Annotated in this window: 23 protein-coding genes and 2 pseudogenes; 2 read left to right on the top strand and 23 right to left on the bottom strand. The window is 57.0% G+C overall.

Annotation, left to right across the window (positions count from 1 at the left end; all coding sequences use genetic code 11):
• Positions 1 to 171 precede the first annotated feature (171 nt).
• The 8 genes from J8C06_RS13890 to J8C06_RS13850 form a co-directional block, all read right to left on the bottom strand.
• The gene (locus J8C06_RS13890) at positions 172 to 1,146 is read right to left on the bottom strand and encodes a 5'-nucleotidase (RefSeq protein ID WP_211430022.1); all 975 of its coding nucleotides are present in this window, start codon (positions 1,144 to 1,146) and stop codon (positions 172 to 174) included.
• An 80-nt stretch (positions 1,147 to 1,226) separates the two neighbouring features.
• Positions 1,227 to 2,159: an NAD-dependent epimerase/dehydratase family protein gene (locus J8C06_RS13885; RefSeq protein WP_211430021.1), complete on the bottom strand. Its 933-nt coding sequence runs from the start codon at positions 2,157 to 2,159 to the stop codon at positions 1,227 to 1,229.
• Between the two features lie 151 nt (positions 2,160 to 2,310).
• Entirely contained in the window at positions 2,311 to 2,661 is a 351-nt protein-coding gene (locus J8C06_RS13880; protein WP_211430020.1) for a hypothetical protein, read from the bottom strand.
• Between the two features lie 138 nt (positions 2,662 to 2,799).
• Positions 2,800 to 3,192 carry a VOC family protein gene (locus J8C06_RS13875; protein WP_211430019.1) on the bottom strand — a complete coding sequence of 131 codons (393 nt, stop codon included), beginning with the start codon at positions 3,190 to 3,192 and terminating at the stop codon, positions 2,800 to 2,802.
• A 113-nt stretch (positions 3,193 to 3,305) separates the two neighbouring features.
• Positions 3,306 to 3,941, bottom strand: a complete 636-nt coding sequence (locus tag J8C06_RS13870; protein ID WP_211430018.1) for an NADPH-dependent F420 reductase — start codon at positions 3,939 to 3,941, stop codon at positions 3,306 to 3,308.
• A 93-nt stretch (positions 3,942 to 4,034) separates the two neighbouring features.
• Positions 4,035 to 4,943, bottom strand: coding sequence for a restriction endonuclease (locus tag J8C06_RS13865; protein ID WP_211430017.1), 909 nt, complete (start codon positions 4,941 to 4,943; stop codon positions 4,035 to 4,037).
• A 698-nt stretch (positions 4,944 to 5,641) separates the two neighbouring features.
• A complete protein-coding gene (locus J8C06_RS13855; protein ID WP_455423724.1) occupies positions 5,642 to 5,989 on the bottom strand; it encodes a DUF5615 family PIN-like protein in 348 nt (115 codons plus the stop codon).
• A 12-nt stretch (positions 5,990 to 6,001) separates the two neighbouring features.
• Complete coding sequence (locus J8C06_RS13850) at positions 6,002 to 6,331, bottom strand: DUF433 domain-containing protein (protein ID WP_211430015.1); 330 nt, start codon at positions 6,329 to 6,331, stop codon at positions 6,002 to 6,004.
• Between the two features lie 466 nt (positions 6,332 to 6,797).
• Here J8C06_RS13850 and J8C06_RS15475 point away from each other — a divergent pair, with 466 nt between their 5' ends.
• Both J8C06_RS15475 and J8C06_RS13840 read left to right on the top strand, forming a co-directional pair.
• Positions 6,798 to 7,277: a tyrosine-type recombinase/integrase gene (locus J8C06_RS15475; RefSeq protein WP_211430014.1), complete on the top strand. Its 480-nt coding sequence runs from the start codon at positions 6,798 to 6,800 to the stop codon at positions 7,275 to 7,277.
• A 184-nt stretch (positions 7,278 to 7,461) separates the two neighbouring features.
• Positions 7,462 to 7,638 (top strand): annotated as a pseudogene (locus J8C06_RS13840) (tyrosine-type recombinase/integrase); the annotation flags it as partial.
• A gap of 205 nt (positions 7,639 to 7,843) precedes the next feature.
• Here the strand turns inward: J8C06_RS13840 and J8C06_RS13835 are convergent.
• The 15 genes and pseudogenes from J8C06_RS13835 to J8C06_RS13770 form a co-directional block, all read right to left on the bottom strand.
• Positions 7,844 to 8,845 (bottom strand): TIGR01777 family oxidoreductase, encoded by a 1,002-nt coding sequence (locus tag J8C06_RS13835; protein ID WP_211430012.1) that lies wholly within the window; start codon positions 8,843 to 8,845, stop codon positions 7,844 to 7,846.
• 245 nt (positions 8,846 to 9,090) lie between these two features.
• Positions 9,091 to 9,627, bottom strand: coding sequence for an NAD(P)H-binding protein (locus J8C06_RS13830; RefSeq protein WP_211430011.1), 537 nt, complete (start codon positions 9,625 to 9,627; stop codon positions 9,091 to 9,093).
• 117 nt (positions 9,628 to 9,744) lie between these two features.
• Complete coding sequence (locus J8C06_RS13825) at positions 9,745 to 10,026, bottom strand: hypothetical protein (RefSeq protein WP_211430010.1); 282 nt, start codon at positions 10,024 to 10,026, stop codon at positions 9,745 to 9,747.
• A 260-nt stretch (positions 10,027 to 10,286) separates the two neighbouring features.
• Positions 10,287 to 10,832 carry a hypothetical protein gene (locus tag J8C06_RS13820; RefSeq protein ID WP_211430009.1) on the bottom strand — a complete coding sequence of 182 codons (546 nt, stop codon included), beginning with the start codon at positions 10,830 to 10,832 and terminating at the stop codon, positions 10,287 to 10,289.
• 118 nt (positions 10,833 to 10,950) lie between these two features.
• Positions 10,951 to 11,298, bottom strand: coding sequence for a hypothetical protein (locus tag J8C06_RS13815; protein ID WP_211430008.1), 348 nt, complete (start codon positions 11,296 to 11,298; stop codon positions 10,951 to 10,953).
• A gap of 18 nt (positions 11,299 to 11,316) precedes the next feature.
• Complete coding sequence (locus tag J8C06_RS13810; protein ID WP_211430007.1) at positions 11,317 to 12,111, bottom strand: hypothetical protein; 795 nt, start codon at positions 12,109 to 12,111, stop codon at positions 11,317 to 11,319.
• A gap of 344 nt (positions 12,112 to 12,455) precedes the next feature.
• A complete protein-coding gene (locus J8C06_RS13805; RefSeq protein WP_281423867.1) occupies positions 12,456 to 12,926 on the bottom strand; it encodes an AAA family ATPase in 471 nt (156 codons plus the stop codon).
• A gap of 184 nt (positions 12,927 to 13,110) precedes the next feature.
• Complete coding sequence (locus J8C06_RS15470; RefSeq protein ID WP_407064915.1) at positions 13,111 to 13,605, bottom strand: DUF5946 family protein; 495 nt, start codon at positions 13,603 to 13,605, stop codon at positions 13,111 to 13,113.
• 18 nt (positions 13,606 to 13,623) lie between these two features.
• On the bottom strand, positions 13,624 to 13,953 hold the full coding sequence (locus J8C06_RS13800) for a HigA family addiction module antitoxin (protein ID WP_455423723.1): 330 nt from the start codon (positions 13,951 to 13,953) through the stop codon (positions 13,624 to 13,626).
• A gap of 90 nt (positions 13,954 to 14,043) precedes the next feature.
• A complete protein-coding gene (locus tag J8C06_RS13795) occupies positions 14,044 to 14,250 on the bottom strand; it encodes a type II toxin-antitoxin system RelE/ParE family toxin (protein WP_455423722.1) in 207 nt (68 codons plus the stop codon).
• A gap of 581 nt (positions 14,251 to 14,831) precedes the next feature.
• Positions 14,832 to 15,239: pseudogene (locus J8C06_RS13790) on the bottom strand (2,4'-dihydroxyacetophenone dioxygenase family protein); the annotation flags it as partial.
• Positions 15,240 to 15,406: 167 nt separating this feature from the next.
• Entirely contained in the window at positions 15,407 to 15,748 is a 342-nt protein-coding gene (locus J8C06_RS13785; protein WP_211430005.1) for a DUF5615 family PIN-like protein, read from the bottom strand.
• On the bottom strand, positions 15,745 to 15,969 hold the full coding sequence (locus tag J8C06_RS13780) for a DUF433 domain-containing protein (protein ID WP_211430004.1): 225 nt from the start codon (positions 15,967 to 15,969) through the stop codon (positions 15,745 to 15,747). Before J8C06_RS13780 ends, J8C06_RS13785 begins: the two co-directional genes overlap by 4 nt.
• Positions 15,970 to 16,384: 415 nt before the next feature.
• On the bottom strand, positions 16,385 to 16,789 hold the full coding sequence (locus J8C06_RS13775) for an AAA family ATPase (RefSeq protein ID WP_343216905.1): 405 nt from the start codon (positions 16,787 to 16,789) through the stop codon (positions 16,385 to 16,387).
• Positions 16,790 to 17,005: 216 nt separating this feature from the next.
• Entirely contained in the window at positions 17,006 to 17,473 is a 468-nt protein-coding gene (locus J8C06_RS13770) for a hypothetical protein (protein WP_211430003.1), read from the bottom strand.
• Positions 17,474 to 17,511: the final 38 nt, after the last annotated feature.

The raw sequence follows: 17,511 nt of genomic DNA, 5'->3' as shown, positions 1-17,511 counted from the left end.
GAACAGCCAAATGCTGGTCAACGTGTATTGACGAATTTCAATAGGGACTTTCAATAGCGACGCAACCACGCCGTCTTCAATCCCAAGGAAACCATGCCTAGATAATGCCTTCCAGAGGACCGAACGGGAGAATGAAATTTTCCTGTTGTCATTGTCCTTTGTGCCGAACATTCAAGGTAAGCCGTCACCACCGGTAACAGCCTTTAGGGGAGAGGTGGTCTTGTATGGGACTTTTGCCGATGGGACGTGCTTGGCCGCCGGCTCAAGGTGTGAGTCTTGGTCGTCGAAGAAGATGTGGGGCCTGTATGCCTTGAGCACCTTAGCCTTCTCAACGCCACCAAGGAAGAACATCGCGTTGACGTAGATGTTCCAGTGCCGCAATGTCTTGATCACGCGCATCTCCGCTGGAGCGTTTCTCGCCGTCACGATCGCAATATGGACAGGCGAGAATTCCACATTGAAGGGAAGCCGACCTTGAAGGCGGGAGAGCTTCCGAAGGAACTGAGCATACGGGCCCTCCTGCATTGGAGAGTTCTGGTTCAGGTCCTCGTTCTTGTGGAAGCTCGGCAATCCCTCGACCTTGTTCAGGAGTTCGCTGCTCTCATCAAACAAGACGGCATCTGCATCAAACGCAATTCGCACCTGTCCTTCTGGGATTGGCGCCATGTCGCTCGGTGGTGCCTTTACGAGTGCGACTGCGCAGGTGCCGGCATCAGTCACCTGCTGGGCATCCGCGGGTCGCGTTGTGAGAAATAGGTCCACATCGAAGGCATCCAGGTACGCGGTGACGGACTCGCCACCCGTGAAGGCGTAGCGAGTGATCGGAAGATTAAGTCGCCTGATGTTGTGAAGAACACGCAGCCCGGTCTCCGGGCTGTTGCGAGACATAACGACAACCTCCACCAGTGGCGGCTGTGAGTCCGGTTGGTACTGGTTGAGGGCTAGCAGAGCACGGACAAGCGGCATGCCAGTGCCATCTACGAGCGGTTCGTGCTCATGCTTGAGCATATGGTCGCGGTAGTCTGCGACCGCCTTCGCACGATCTTCTTTGAAGCTGGACTGAAAGGCATTGTCCGACTCCGTCATGTCGAACAATGCAGTGGTCGTGATGCCTACGACTAGGGTGTCAGAGAGATCGAGGGGCATATGGGGGGACTGCGGCGTCTAATGTGCGAATTCAGCCGCCGCCGAAGGCGGTCGGCTGGCATGACTGGTTGGGCGTGTTGTTATGCACTGCTTTGTGTCCCAGACCCCAATGACTCCCTGATGCCCTGGCGGTATGGCGTCGCATGCAAGCCAAATGCGGACTCAATCTTGCTGCTATCAAAGCGATAGTCATATTCAAACTGATACATCATTTCCTCGTTTTCACGAAGCACTGGCATGAAGATACCCATGAGCCTCAGTATCCAACGGGGTGCTACTTGCAGCTTGTAGGGCTGATTTGCCAACTCGCATGCCAAACGCACGAAATCTGCCCCTGTAAGCGGCTCCTTAGTCGTTGGCAGGTGCCATGTCTGGCCATATGCCTCCGGTGATCTTCCTAGCACGGCTAACGCATGGCCGGTGTCCGGCGTATATGTAAAGGTGTGGACGGCATGCGGATTGCCTATCCACCGCGGCGCTTTTCCTGCCTTGAGACGCTCAAATACCGTAGCGTGTGGAAAGCTGTTTACTACATTGGGACCATAGAAGTCGGCCGCACGCACAATCATCGCCTGCAGGTTGCCACGGCGCATTTCATCTAGCAGCCTAGTTGCAATCTTTGCCCTGACTTCGCCCTTCTTGCTGATCGGGTTGAATGGCGTGTCCTCCGTCATCAAGCCGTCCACGCGCCCATAGGCATAAACGTTGTCGAAGAACACCAGCCGGGCGCCGTGATGTATGCAGGCATCAATGACATTGCGCATCACTTGGGGCCATTGCTCTTGCCAGACAGACGTGTCGTACTTCAAACCGGCCACCAGGTAGACAACTTCACTTCCTGATACAGCGTTTGCGGTCGCTTGGGCGTCCAATAAATCAGCCACGACCGTCTCATCAGTCGGATTTACCTTTCGAGGATTACGGCTCACCTGTCGGATGGCCGGGGAAAATGAAACAAGTGCCCGGGACAGCTCTTGAGCAATGACGCCATTGGCGCCGAGTATCGTGTTCATCGCTCTCTACACTCCTCATACCAACCCTTGCGGACGCCCAACGGTTGAGTTGAGCGGCGCGCACACCGTTTTGTATGAGCGTGGCACTTTATCCCTCACGCGTCCGCTCCAACGATTTGGTAAACGGCATGCTCGGCGACCCAGGGTATCTTTACTGCAGCGTCGAGCTGCCTTGCTGTAGCGTCGAGCTGCCTTGGCTCGATTTGAAACCCAAAATACACCACGTGCCAAAGCTGGTGTGTGCCATTTGTACATGATGCCCCGGGCCCTTAACAGCAATGTGCCCAAGAGTATCTGCCGGAGCCAAGACGATATCCAATTCGTCCGGCATGACACCGGTGAGCCGCGCCTCCTCTTTCAGGGTACGCTGCAGCGCAATCAGAGACGCGCAGAAATCCGTAAATGCCTCGGAAAAGACATGCATATCATTGCGCCCCGCGTACCCGCGCGACTCGATCGCGACTGTGGCGAACGCATCGCCGTCCCAGGTGGCGAGGTCCATCTCGAGGGAATTTGTGCCGTCAGTGAGGCGGAGTGGTGGCTGCCGTCTAACGTTTGAATTCACCGGCCGCCGGAGGCGGTCCGGTGGAATGATGAGTTGGGTCGCTTTATGGCAGGTGATTTGTATCTGCTGCCCACTTCATGCTCCGATCGGAGTGCATAACTCGACCAGTATTCCATCGGGGCAGCGCACGTATGACACAACTTGACCCCACGGCTTGGCTACAGGCGCAGCGAGTTCCTTCGCTCCCGCCGCTAGAGCTTTTTCGTGAGCAAGCGGAATGTCCCCGGTGACAAGCACAATTTCAAAACCAAGCGGTTGGGCTGAGTTGTGGGCCTGTACATGCCCTTCGAGGAAGTTTAGATCGCCAAGCTCATGTGACGCAAAGGACAACGTGGTTTCTCCGGTATTGAGTTCTCCGTACGTACCGCTCTCGTGGAGAAACTTCTTTGAAAGCCCAAATGCTTTCTCAAAGAATTCCAACGAGCCTGCCACATCAGGCACGTAGACGATGGTGTACCCGAGTTTCATTCGATTCTCCTTGGCGACTTCTCAGCGGACCAACGTCCAAGCTCACCGGCGGCAATGGAGCGCAGCGGAATTGCTGTCCGGTGGAGCGCCTTGTTCAGCATTGGGATTGCGTCTCATCGGAATAAGGCGGCCCACACCAGGTTGGGAGAGTGACCCATTATGCGAACCATACGCACCCACAAGAGTGTCATATGCTCCAAATGCAACGCCTGCTCCAGACCGCCAACATCGAGCGGGTGCCAGCCAAGCTGTGCAATCAATTCTCCGACCGTCTCCTTGGCTGCGGAATCCTTACCACAGTACATCATTGCTGGCTTGACATTGTAACCAGGGTAGGAGGAATCCTCGAAGTTCTCGAAACCGTAGATCGTAAACGCCTTGACTACATTGGTGTATGGAACGAGTGCCTGAACCATCTCCGAACCGGACTGAACGCTATTCAATCCGTGGCTGAGGTTGGCGCCAACCGGATTGGTGCAGTCGATAAGAATCTTTCCCCTTATCTCATCAGCAACCGCTTTGAGTGCGGCTTCGTTGGCTTGGAACGGCGTAGCGAGGAAAACAACCTCCGCATCACTGACCGCAACCCTCGGTGCGGCAACCTTCAGGTTAGCATTCTTCGTCAGAGCTTTTTTCACGCTCTCGGAATTCGGGTCGTTGGCCGCCAACGTAATGTGGTGCCCAAGACGTTGCAGGTGGTCTGCCAACGGAGCGCCGACCTGCCCATAACCAATAAATGCAATTTTCATATGGGGATACTCCTTTCTGCCGAATGTTTGAAATCACCGGCGCTGCGCGGCTTTACCGCGCAGCGTCCCCTGCACCGCAGGGTTAGAGCGCACTTAGCTTTGTAGGTTATGCGCACAGTAGATTTCGCCGCGCAAAGATGCTTGCCGAATGGCATGCTCCAGAAGCTCCTGAAACTTGTAAAGCCCGTAGATGACATTGGTGAAGTGGTTGCCATCGAGCAGCAGTACTTTCAGTTCCTTCCCCTTCGGTAGGTTAGCTATCGCACCGTCGGAAAACCCATTCATAGCAATGAAAAGCCCCCTAGCTTGAAGCTTTCCATCGACCTTGTAGAAGAAGTGCCCGATCTCTTTTGGTTCTGTTTTCCCTTTGCCCCACTTCAGTTCTACCAAGTAGTAGTGCCCGTCGTATTTCACCGCACCATCAAGCTGTTCGCCCTCGATCCTGAACGGCTCCTCAACGGGAATACCGCTGATTCTCATAAGCTCGGTAAACAGTTTCTCCAGTGCGTAGCCCTTCTTCTGTGGGGGCAGAGCGTGTGCCTCGGCAAACTTGATACGAAGTTCTCCGAGTTTTGACTCGTAGGTTTCACGGGATGCTTTTTCTGCGCTGGCTCGGATGCTATCGCGATACTCGCGATCCTTCTCCTGTTGGCGGATTAGCTCCCGTAGCTTGAGAGCGCTTCGCTCTGCAATTTCAACTCGATGCTTTTCACTTTGCGGAGTGAAGCCTGTGTGTTCGATGAGGATACGAACGAAATTTCTTGAAATCTCCAAGCGCCGGTTGTAATCGCCACTGCGAAGGCGCTCGTAAAGTGCGTCCATTTGTCGGCGCTTCGATAGCTCCCGGCCTTCCTCGGATTTCAGCCCGACGATCTCGTCGCGAACTGCGGTGGAAACGCCAGACCGCAACCACGCCTTTTGTAGGTCGCCTTTGTACCAATAGAGGTTGGCAATCCCATCCTTGATGAGAACTTCAACTTCTTCTGTGAATACGTCAAACATGGCTCGGTAGGGTTGTGCGCTCTAACGCTCCGGTTCAGCGGCGGGCCGCGCAGCGGCCTGTCCGCTGCAACCGGTTGTTAGTCGCCACAAAGCCGTTGCTGGCCACTTGATGTATTGCGCTTCCACGTGTGGCTACCCCCTCCGTCGGCGTCTTCTGATGGTGGCTACTACTTGAACGGTCGCTCCCACCAATGCAGCCAGTGACAGCAGCGGCACGCCGCTGACCGCGAACCAGTTAGGAAGCCATGGCATGTAACGTTGGAGAAACGTCCCGGAAAACGCTTCTGTCTCTCCTGCACGCAACAACAGCTCCCGTTGCCACCTAGTGAGAATACATCCACCAGTAAGCACAAGCGAGATGAGCTGACCAACGCAGCACGCGAAGAAGGCCCAGGCGAACAGGTCATCAAGACGGGCATGGCGGAACCTTCCTGTGAAGATCGCCAGACCACCCGCGACGGTAATCGCCACTATGAGAGCGTGAAGCAACGCGAGACCGCGCACGTACCAAATGTACTGGTCAGACGATTCGAGCCCCACCACTGCTGACTCCATCGTGCGATTCGAACGGGGTTCCCACCATCCTGAGCGCCTAACGATAAAGCTCAGCAGCCGCGGGGGCGCGGTGAGCTGTGAACCCCAGAATCGCTACATGCCCCCGCCGTCGGCTGCAGCGATTCGTTCGGCACGGTTGGCCCTCAAAGCGGCACATGAACCGCGCGGTTGCTCCATTCTGCTTGTTCGGTGCATGCCGCCAGCAGCAGGATTTCTTCAATGGCACGCCCAACAGGAAACCGGTCATTCAAGATGAAAACGCCGGCCATGCCCTTTCCTGCGGCCACTCGCTCATACGCGTAGTCCGACATGGTAGCGCGGTCGTGTGTCAGGACAATGCGGTTGTTCTCAGCGGCCCAGACCAGGATGTCTGGATCATCCGAACCGGCAAGGCCGACATCCTGCACGCGAACGATGTCGAGGTCTGGTTGACGCAGCAACAAGCCGCGCACGATGTCGCCATTGAAGTTCTCGTCCGTCAGCAGCCGCAATATGGCTGATCCTCACGGCTGTCGGTTGGCGAGCAGGCGAGTGCGGATGTCGCTCAAGTCGCCTTGCTGAATTTCGAGCCGTTGCCGAACTTCTTCGGCCTTTTGCTCGCGTCGGGCCAAGTACCCCTCGACTTCGCTGCGATGACGTAAGTAGTAGGCAATGACGGCGTACACGTCGGGGAGCGCTAGTGTGGAGTACCGCTGCACGATCGTCTCCGGGGTCGCGCCATCTTGGAACGCCCGAATGACCAACTCTAGCAGGACGCGTGAATCGCCCACGCGCAAAGCGCCGGCGGCATCTTCACGAAGGGGGGGCGCTTCGGCTTGAGCAGTGAAAGCCACGGTGCAGTTCTCCTGTTTGGTTCAAGTACCCGTTACGGCGTTTCATCCGATGCCGTAGGGCGGATCAGTTGTTCGGCCGCGGGGTCTCGACTGTCGGCATCACGACGCCAATTCTTGTACCCCAAGAGCGTGACGAATCCCTGGCCAGGATGACCAGTGATTACAATATCACCCTGAATCTCGTCGGAACAGGCAAGCACGAGCAAGTTGCGAGCCATCTCGATGGCCTCCTTATCTATTGAAAGGGGAAAAGCCCAGTCCGAAACCACGAAACCTATCACCGCCACGAGAACTCAGTCGCTCCCATCGCTGAAGCAGTACCGATGGTGACCGCGGGGAGCTTACTCCCCAACCAGAAAAAGCCGGATCCGACCGGGATTCTTGGCAGGAAGTGGCTGACAAGCTCAAAAAGCAGGTTATGCTGCGTCATAACTCACCCAAGACCCTAAAGGCTTAATCAACCTAGATGTGGAAACTCTGCCGGTTTTTAGACAAGCAGCCACCATTAGAGGTCACAAGCCAACATGTCCAGCAGTTTCTAACGGATTTGGCGGTACGACAGCAGGTCTCTGCCTCAGCCCAGAATCAAGCCTTCAACGCCCTACGGTTCCTCTTTCGACACGTCTTCGAGCGTGAGCTTGCGGATACCCCCAGAGCCAAACGCAGGCAGTCGATATCCACGGTGCTTTCTTGCCCAGAAGTGGCTTCACTCATCGGACAGGTGACGCCGCCCTATCAGTTGATGGGGATGCTCCTTGATGGATACGGTTTGCGTCTTTCAGAGGCTCTAGCTTTGCGGTTGCATAATTTCAACTTTGATACCGGTATGCTCACGGTGCAATTTGGTAAGGGGGGAAATCTCGGGCAGTGCCCTTACCCGAAAGTATTCAGGGTGAGATTCAAGCGCAATTGGAGCGCATCAAAGCTCTCCATTAGGAGGACTTAGCCAGAGGGTATGCCGGGGTATTTATGCCGGGAAATTTTGACAAGAAAGCCAAAGGAGCGGCGCGAGAGCTAGTCTGGCAATGGTTTTTCCCTGCTCCCAGCCTGACATGGGTCAAGGAAACAGGGGAACTGCGTCGTTACCATGTGCAAGAAACTGATATTCAGCGAGCCATCAAAGCTGCCGCCTTGAGGGCATGGATCCCGAAGCGAGCTCACCGCATACCTTACGCCACAGCTTCACCACCCACCTGTTGCAAGCCAATTACGATATCCGCCAGATCCAGCAGATGCTGGGTCACAGTGATGTCCGCACCACGATGATCTATACCCCCACACCATCAAGTCCGACCTCAAGCCGCTGAAAAGCCCACTGGATCTGTAACCGGTTACTCACCAAACCCATCTCTCGCTCCACTTGCTAGTGACATGCATCTTTAACCCTCTATCAGCGAATGAAAAGGAGATTGTTTCTACCGAACATCCGCCTCTCAATGCTCTGATGTTCTTTGCTTGTCACTCAGTTCTGAACAGCGGAGGGGGCCGAGTGAGCTACGAATCTGGGAAAGCCTACATACCCTGCCGGTCAGGTGCAGCGCCTGGTTCGGCGTGCTTTGCACTTCTGCCATTCGCCTCTCGCCACCTTCGGCACAGGTCTTCCGCCGCCCCGGTCCAGTCTGGGAACTGGAAGGTGAATCCGGACTGCAAAAGCCGGCCAGGGACGACCCGCCGGCTCTTTAAGACCAACTCGGTCTCCGTTCGGAGGAACACCGCCCCGAGTTCGAGCATCCACCGTGTCGCGGGCAGCCCCAACCGTGCCCCCCACGCCCACCGCAGGGCACGCATGAACTCACGGTTCGGCAGCGGGTTCGGCGACGCCAGGTTGATGGCCCCATCCAGCTCGTGATCGATCAGCCAGCGGACGGCCCGGGTGAAGTCCACGTCATGAATCCACGACACATACTGCCGCCCATCGCCGTTGGTGCCGCCCAGCCCCCATCGCACCAGCCTGAGCAACACATCGAACACACCGCCTCGATCCGGACTCATCGTCATTGCCGACCGCAACAGCACCTTCCGGGTGCGTGGCACGTCGGCGTCGTTTGCCGCCTGCTCCCACGCCTTCGCAACCTCGATACTGAACCGCCAAGTAGCCCGCGCCCCTTCCTCGGCCCCGCCGATGATCCCCATCGTCTCGTCGTTGGGCGCGTCATAGCGGTGCGCGTAGATCGTGGCCGTGCTGGATTGCAACCAAACCCGCGGTGGGCGAGCAGTGTTCGCTATAGCCTGTCCGACTACTGCGGTCGATTTCACCCGCGACTCAGTGATCTCGCGGCGATTGGCCGCGTTGTAGCGGCAGTTGACACTGCGGCCGGCTAGGTTGATGACGACATCGGCCCCATCGAATTCGTCTGCCCACGGACCGAGGGTTTCTGCGTCCCAGTGGACTACGCGGAAGGGGGACTTACTCACGCCGCGACTGAGGATAACGACTTCGTGCCCTTCGTCGGCAAAGGAGCGAGATAGGATCATCCCAACTTGTCCACTCCCACCTGGAATGACTACCTTCATCACTCACCATCCTCTTCCGCCGCCTAACGCTCCGGTTCAGCGGCCCGCCGCTGCGACAGGTTGTTAGCCCGTGGCCTCTTCTTCTCGCTCACCTTTGCGATGCTTCTTCACTAGCTTACCTGGCGGCGGATCGAACAAAGTATGCTGAACTGCTCTCGGTTCGTCCTTGCCTTTTTTCTTCTGGACGAAGTCTCCCATGGGCTCCCGTCCATGCTCAAGGCGCTTACGTGCCATGGGTGATGTCATCACTTGGAGACGAAGTCAGCCGGACTGTCGGGCTTCGGGTAGTCAGGGAATACCGAACCAAGGAGAACATCCTTTCCGGCCCGCTCAGGGCCTTCGCTCGTATACCCGCGCCGGTGGTCTCGGACTGCCTGGAAAAAGCGCTCGGTGAGATCGTAGCCCTTCTTGCTGATCGGGTTGAATGGCGTGTCCTCCGTCATCAAGCCGTCCACGCGCCCATAGGCATAAACGTTGTCGAAGAACACCAGCCGGGCGCCGTGATGTATGCAGGCATCAATGACATTGCGCATCACTTGGGGCCATTGCTCTTGCCAGATAGACGTGTCGTACTTCAAACCGGCTACCAAGTAAACAACTTTACTTCCTGATACGGCGTTTGCGGTCGCTTGGGCGTCCAATAAATCGGCCCCGACCGTCTCATCGGTCGGATTTACCTTTCGAGGATTACGGCTCACCTGTCGGATGGCCGGGGAAAATGAAACAAGTGCCCGGGACAGCTCTTGAGCAATGACGCCATTAGCGCCGAGTATCGTGTTCATCGCTCTCTACACTCCTCATACCAAGTCTTGTGGACGCCCAACGCCAAAGCTCAGTGGGCGGCCACCAAGGCCGCGCAGCGGCACCGGTGGCCGGCCGCTGGAAGGGCTGGTTCGGTGTCACGTGTCCACCACTGCCTCTTGAGGCGTGTCTCCCTGAACGGGAATGACAATTCCCACCCACTGTTCGCCGGTGGTCTCAAACGAAATGTCCCACTCAACAGGCCGAGCTTTCGGACCTTCAACCGCAAAACCGGCAAGCTTCACCACGGTAAAGATGTCCTCAGGCAACTCTTTATGGAGCCAACTTCTGATAACCTCCGCCAGTTTGGGGCGTGCGGCCGCAAGAACTCCCTCAAACCGGCTAGGAAGATCTAGGTAGAACTGACGCGATTCAGGCAAGGGGCCACTCTCGCCACCAAGTAGGCCGATGGAGACAACGCTTTGCGTCTTGGGGAAAAGTCACTCGCCTTCCCAATAAGACCGCTCCGGGGCGGTCGGGATATACATGAACAGCAGGCTACCGAAATTCGGGTCGGTAATTCGCGGTGGCGAAAAGCGCAGTCTCAGGATATTCAGAAGACGCATCTCTGTGACACGGAACACCAGGGATAACCTGCGAAGGACGCGGCAACGAGCGGGGAGCGCGGACTTCGTCAGGTTTATTTCTTTGTTGGGTGGCCTTTCCGCCGCGACTCCACCGCCACCTCCACCAACGCACAGCTACGCGCGAACCCAAGGCCTCGCTTCAGGGAGGGGAACACCCGTGCGGTCGCAATGGCGAGAGACAACTCCGTGACGACCGTCTGCCCGAATTGCCTCACGATCTCGTCCCGAGCCTCCTCCTCGGAGCCGTCTCTGGCCAGCACGCCTTCCGCGAACTTCAGTACGAGCGCTACTTCTTTAGGCATCTGGTCGTGGTTCCGGTCTAGGACAGCCCTGATGATGTCCGGCTCGACTCCGTCGTCGAGCGCGGCGTTCACGGCGATCTGGACGCATGGACCGCAGTCCTCATCCTGGGTGGCAGCGATCCTGACGGCATGAATGAGCGCTGGATCGGACCGGCGGCGGTGCGCTGCTACCGGAAGGATCATAAGAAACTTCAGGAAGCCCGAGAACGACGTGTCGCCTAGCTGCCGCAAGTAGTCGGCCGGGACTCGCAGCTGCTGCTCTGCCTGACGCTGCACAAATCGGACGAATGCTTTCACTCGCGGCACCCCCTATGGTCTACCCAACGACTCAAGTTCAGTGACGGCGGCCACGAAGCCCGCCGATTGCAACGGCGATGGTCCGCCGCCGTTCGCTGCAGCGTATGGTTAGGCCACGTTACCAGAACTTCAACCACGGCTTCTTGCCTGATGACTCGACCCACTCACCGCTCGCGTTCCGCGTCCACTTCTTCGGAACTCCGTCGAGTCGAATCTCAGCCCCGGCAGCGTGATCAACAAACTCAAGCAGCTCGGGCGCGAACCAGAGCGTGTCCGTCCATCCTTCAACGTGAACATTGAGAGCCTCGTCCTTGGTAGGCTGCCCGATAACCGTGACACCAGTAATAGATGGCTTGGTCTCGCCGTAAACCTGACCGACCTGACCAGCTACGCCCAACGCTTCAGTCTCCGGTGTCGAACGCAACCGGACGTTATCGCCGAAGGTGATGTTTGAGGTTCTTTGCATTGGCGTGTGCGAGGTGGACTAACGTCTGTCGTGCGATTCTTTCATCCTGAACGTCTTAGCAATCTGCTGAAAGATTGGGATATAGGTGTCTCTCTGGGCTGTTGGTGTGATGCCTTGAATCACGCAGTATCCCGATTTATCGAAGAGCAAGATTTGGTAGATGGTGAGCGGCGTAGCCGCATTCTCTCCGACTCCGTTTGCTGTTGTGGCGAAGCCTGACAGCTTTCCAATGGTGATCGGGGACGTCTGCTCGACCGTGATGCTCTTGATGGTCGCAGTTTTGGACACACGATGCTCCGCGAATGCTCTCTGGTCGGCTATGGTGAGATCTTCGGACGCCGACAAACCGAGAACCAGGAACGGCTGATTCTCGTCTTTCAGGGAGAGCTGACCATCGGGCGACAAAATCATGTTCTGGCCCATAACCTTAGCCACTTGGAATGGAGCGACTGGTGTCACAACAAACGCGAGAGCATCGGCCGGGTCACTCCGTTTTCCGAAGGTAGCAGCGAGGATCGCTGCCTTGAGTTCTTCGCCCTGCTTCACCTCGGCTTTGGGGAACGCCGCAACGATGAGCGCTGTGCCACCCGGGCGTTCGATGGCGAGCATCCATTTCCGGAACAGCGTGCCGTAGGCAGGCTGTTCCACGTCAAGCAAAACCGCCCGCTGGCCATCAACTGTGACCGATGAGTGGTCGAGAAGCGTCATGCCTCGGTTCTGCATTTGCTTCTTGTTCGTGAACGCCGCCGTGACTTCTACATATGGCCCTGGGAGTTCTGAAACCATGATGGATGAGCCTGTTGACTTCTTCATGAATCCAGGGAATCGATCGGATACAACAAAACCCGCAGGAGGCGGGAGGCTCACCGATGTGCCAGGCACGGGCACGGCATTGGACGCCGGGGCCGTTGCATCGTTTTTTTGGGGAGGGGTCTGAGCTTCAGTCCGCGCATTCCCCGAGCAGCCCATGAGTACGGCTGCCAGTAACAGGAGTAGGTAATACTTCATTCTCATACTCATATCTCCTCTCGCACAACGTTTGAGCTGAGTGGCTGACCCCGGCGGAGTGGCTTGTCCCTAGAGGGGACAATACTGGCTGGCCCTGGAAGGGCCAAGCTGCGTAGCCGTAGCAGTCCGCTCGAGTGAAGGGTTAGGCTTCACCGCGCTCCCGCTGCGTGGCTCTTGACGCTGAAGCCCTCAGCTTCCTCCGGTGCTTGGAAGAACGACGAGACACAGACAAAGTCCTCCTCCGTCAGGTGATGGGAACCTTCGGGTCGCTCGGCGTTGCGCTTCGCAATCCGTGACAGACACGCTTCGTCGGGCGTGTTCACGCCGTGCAGGACGTGCGCAGCGCCTGCCTGCTCAAACACCGATCGGAACCAAGCTCGCCCGGTCCTTGTATTCGCCTGGAAGTCCAGCCGCGCAGACTGACCGGTTGTCAGTCGGTCCACGACAAGCGGGCCAACAACGGTCTTCAACTTCTGTGAGAACTTGATGTAGTCGCCGAAGGTCTTCATCTGATCGCCGAACAGTTGGGTGAGCCAGATGTCTTCGGAGATCAGGATCGCGCTGAACTCTTGCGCGACACGGGATGCGACAGTCGTCTTGCCGGCTCCGGCTTTCTGCAGAAGAAGTGAAGGGTTGGCAGACCGGACATACGGCAGTTGGTGGGGTCTGTGAGGCCTAACGTTCGAGCTGAGCCGCGCGCGGAGGCAGACCGCCGACTGGCCGCGGAGGGACGATAACCAGTGTGGCCCAGAGCAGCCAGGCGGTGGCTGCCGTAGCGCATCGGCTTGAGCGAGTGGTCAGTCCTCATTTCCGATGCTGGGCGGCCCAGGCACGTACTTGGCCATGATGCTGTGCCCAAGCCTCCCAAGTGGACACCGCCCATTGGCGTACAGCGACAAGATGCTCGCTTGCCGTTGTTGCAGCAAGAGGATGCATCACGGTTAGCCTGTACGCACCACGCGGAGGCGCAAGCCAAGTGAAGCGTCCGCTTTCTGCGCATACCTTGATGAGGGACGTTGCCTCGGTTGAACTCATTGCAAGTTCAAGTACGGCATGCAGTGAGATGAGATGAACGGCGACCGACTGCAAGGCCTGCGGCGAAGGTTTTCCTGGATGCTGAACAGCGTACGTGTCAACGGTCAAGCGGTGCGCTGCCATGTACGCAGGGTCCTGATACTCCCGAGCGAGCAGCTCGCCGTACTTTGCCCAACAAGAAGGGCTGGATTCAATGTAGCGATGAACCGGACCGTCATGCGCGGGAAGTTCGATGCCGCAACCTGAGCAAACAGTCGTGTTCATGAGGCCTAACGTTTTGGTTCACTTGCAGCCAAAGGCATAAAGCGCGCAGAGGCTTGATCGACGCCACATCGTCCTTGAGCGCTTGACCAGCCTCCCACAGATCAACGCTGCGCTGTGCGTTGAGCCAGATTCGGGGGCGTTGCCAAACAGCCGCGATAGGCGCAACGCCATCCCGGGGCTGAGCGCACGCCGCTCGCGCAGCAACTCATTGATCGACCGCCGCGACACGCCGAGCGCCTCCGCCAGTCCGGCGACCGTCAGGGCGTAGTCCGGCATGAAGTCTTCGCGCCACATCTCACCGGGCTGCGTGGGCCGCCGCTTCATCACACGGGAATTCGGGATACTCATCAGTCGTTGCTCCGGCTCAGTGGTAGTCGCAGACCTCGACATCGTAGGCGTCGCCATTGACAAAGCGAAAGCAGATGCGCCACTGGTCGTTCACCGCGGTCGCGTGCTGGCCCAAGCGGTCGCCCTTGAGCGCATGCAACGATTGCCCGGCGGCACCTTGAGATCGTCGAGCGAAGCGGCCAGGTCGCCATACTCGAGCTTGCGGGCGGCGCGCCAGGCCACCTCCGGCGGAAACCGCTTGGCAACGCCCGTCGCAAAGAACTCCTGGGTGCGCTTATCCGCAAGGGTTTTGATCACACGCCAGGCGTGCGGTGTCACATGACGCGTGTCAAGGCAACGCCGGTCCGAGTTCATGCGCACGTTAGGCGCGATCCTCTTTCATTTGATGCGGAGAAGTGCGGCTTAACCACCATGGGGCAAGAGCGGTCAACATAACAAGGGCGTAGTACACAGGACCGGAGACAGGGTCTCGCTGTGTGAAGACTTCAGCCACCGACATATGTCGAAGCCCCACACCAACGCCCACATCGGCCGCAAGCACCAGCCCAGCCGCGAGTAGTCCGACGCTGAGCCGGAATGCCGAGCGTTGCGAGGAACACAACGCTCGGCCAACCCATCGGCCGGCGAGGATGATCGCCGCAAGCATGAACGGAGCCTCAATCAGCTCCGCCGCACGCAGACCCAGCCAGGGCTCGAGCCACAGTACGCGAATAGGACCGAGGACAAACCCGATCCCAAACACGATGGCGAAATATACCGCCCCCACCATTGCCCACCGCACGAAGATCATGTCCTAGGCCCTGAAGCGCCTAACGCGTGAACTCAGCGGCGGCCCGTCAGGGCCGTCCGCTGCAATCGGTTGTTAGACCGCAGTCCAATTACCGAACTAGCGCATCCAGTTTGCGCACATCGAGACCGTCCTCACAATAGTATTTTCGGGCCAGTTCCAAGGCGGTAAAGCCGTCCTCATAAGCAGCGAAACCACCATCGACCGCCTTGTCCAGGTAGATGAGGCACCCCTCGACGGCGAAGAAGATCAGCCCCGGCTCCGGGGAGTCGTCCGTGATGACCAGCGTCTGAGCCTCGCCGGCGGGCTCGTACATGAACGTGCCGGGCTTTGCAACCCAGTCATGTTCCAGGTACCGCCACTGTCCACGTATCGTGAAGCCCCGAACGGCCCCGATGTGGTAGTGAGTACCCAGCGCGGCGCCGGGGAGAACTTTCACGACAACGCTGAATCCGCCGGACATGACGTTGAAGTGGCAGAGCTGAATCCAGACACCATCAGCAGACGGTACCTAGTGTGGGCCGTCTTCCAGATCAATGTTGGCGATGAAATGCTCCCGGCTTCTTTGATTCGGAGCGAGACCGTCGTTGAAACTGTTGAATGCGGTGATGGGCAACTGTGTCTCCTTTCATCGGTCGGGTGCATTGGGGTTGTTATGCCACCGTGCTAATCTCCACTAATCTCTACCAATTTTTCACCAGAACGTAGCAACTCTAGTGTTTTTGGTAGAACTGAACTCAATATCTCTCTTAGCTTCGCATTTGACGTATTGCCACAAGTTAACCAAATAATTTGTGGTGGTGAATCGAGTCGTTCGACTAAATCTACAAAATCACTGTCTTTAGTCATGAAAATAACCCCTTGAGATTTTGCAGCCTCAAAGATTTCTAGATCTTCGGCATTTCGCAACCCAAGGTCACGTAAAGCTAGTGCTGTTACCCCGAATGTATCTGCAATCCAAGTTGCGATCGCAGGTGACAAGTGTGCATCAATCCAAATCGTTGTCATGCAACTAAAACAGGATGATTGAGTTTACGTGAAGCGTAGACAAGTACTGCTCTCAAGTCATCCATTTCCAGATCAGGTAGTTCCTCTAAAATCTGTTCGGAACTTAGCCCTGCTGCAAATAGATCCAAAACATCAGACACTCGAATTCTCATGCCGCGAATACATGGACGGCCACCGCATTGTCCAGGATTTACTGTAATTCGCTCAAGTAAGTTGGACATTTGAAACAACCTCCGTAAGATTAGCACCTATCGAAAAGTACGTTCGTTTGTCTCCTCAAAAAAATAACCCATCGCTTTGATTTTAACATTCGTAATGCTATACGGTCTTGCAACATTCTTGAATAAAGTTTCTACGAACCTCTTCATCTATACGATTGAGCAAAAATGGTATGAAGATCAGGGTAGTTTCAATGCCACCATCAGTCAGGAAAAATGACCCTGCAAGCTGCGGTAAAGGGTTTCGATATTGCTTCACGTGTTGCCTCCTGACCGTGACGACGGGTTGCGACCTAACGTTTGAGTTGAGTGGCTGCCCCTGGCGGAGTGGCTTGTCCCTAGAGGGTACAATACTGGCTGGCCCTGGAAGGGCCAAGCTGCGTAGCCGTAGCAGTCCGCTCGAGTGAAGGGTTAGGCTTCACCGCGCTCCCGCTGCGTGGTTCTTGACGCTGAAGCCCTCAGCTTCCTCCGGTGCTTGGAAGAACGACGAGACACAGACAAAGTCCTCCTCCGTCAGGTGATGGGAACCTTCGGGTCGCTCGGCGTTGCGCTTCGCAATCCGTGACAGACACGCTTCGTCGGGCGTGTTCACGCCGTGCAGGACGTGCGCAGCGCCTGCCTGCCCAAACACCGATCGGAACCAAGCTCGCCCGGTCTTTGTATTCGCCTGGAAGTCCAGCCCCACCGACTGACCGGTTGTCAGTCGGTCCACGACAAGCGGGCCAACAACGGTCTTCAACTTCTGTGAGAACTTGATGTAGTCGCCGAAGGTCTTCATCTGATCGCCGAACAGTCGGGTGAGCCAGATGTCTTCGGAGATCAGGATCGCGCTGAGCTCTTACACGACACGGGATGCGACAGTCGTCTTGCCGGCTCCGGCTTTCTGCAGAAGAAGTGAAGGGTTGGCGGACCGGACATACGGCAGTTGGTGGGGTCTGTGAAGCCTAACGACAAGCTCAACGCCCCGGCACTCGGGCGCTACGATTGCAACCGCGACGCTCACGCCGGGTTCGCTGCCGCGCATGGTCCGGCGGCGTGGTCATCTGTCAATCGAGCCAGTCTTCAAGAAATGATTCAACTGTGCCTCCCAAGCCTGCATAAACCTCATGTAGTAGTCGGCAGTGAAGGCGGCTACGAACTCATCACCCGCAGGACCGATGCTCGTATGGCTGTAGCTAACATCCGCAAAACAACCGTCGCTATCTTCGGAAAGCTGAATCTCCAGCCGACAGGCTGTCACTCCGGGCACAATCCTTAACATCTCGACGAACCATCTCGTCGGCTCGTGGCGTGTGACATACCAAATCGCCTTTCCGAGTTTGTCCGGCGTGATGAACACGCAATCCCGCTCGGCAACGCCGGAAGTGCTGATGACAAGCTCCGGCGCCCAACCCTCTACCCACTCCGTCTCCCGCACCGGGCACAGAAGCGGAAAGACCCTGGCAGGTGGTGCGTGCAGTCTTTGCCTGTAGCTGTGTGTGGCGCGATTTGGTGTAGTGATGTGCATAGCCGCCTCACGTTTGAAGTCACCGGCCTGCACGGCTT

Origin of the sequence: Chloracidobacterium validum, assembly GCF_018304825.1 — a bacterium.
Lineage (GTDB): Bacteria > Acidobacteriota > Blastocatellia > Chloracidobacteriales > Chloracidobacteriaceae > Chloracidobacterium > Chloracidobacterium validum.
Note: the sequence above shows the minus strand (reverse complement) of the source record. Positions and strands in the feature narration are given on the sequence as shown.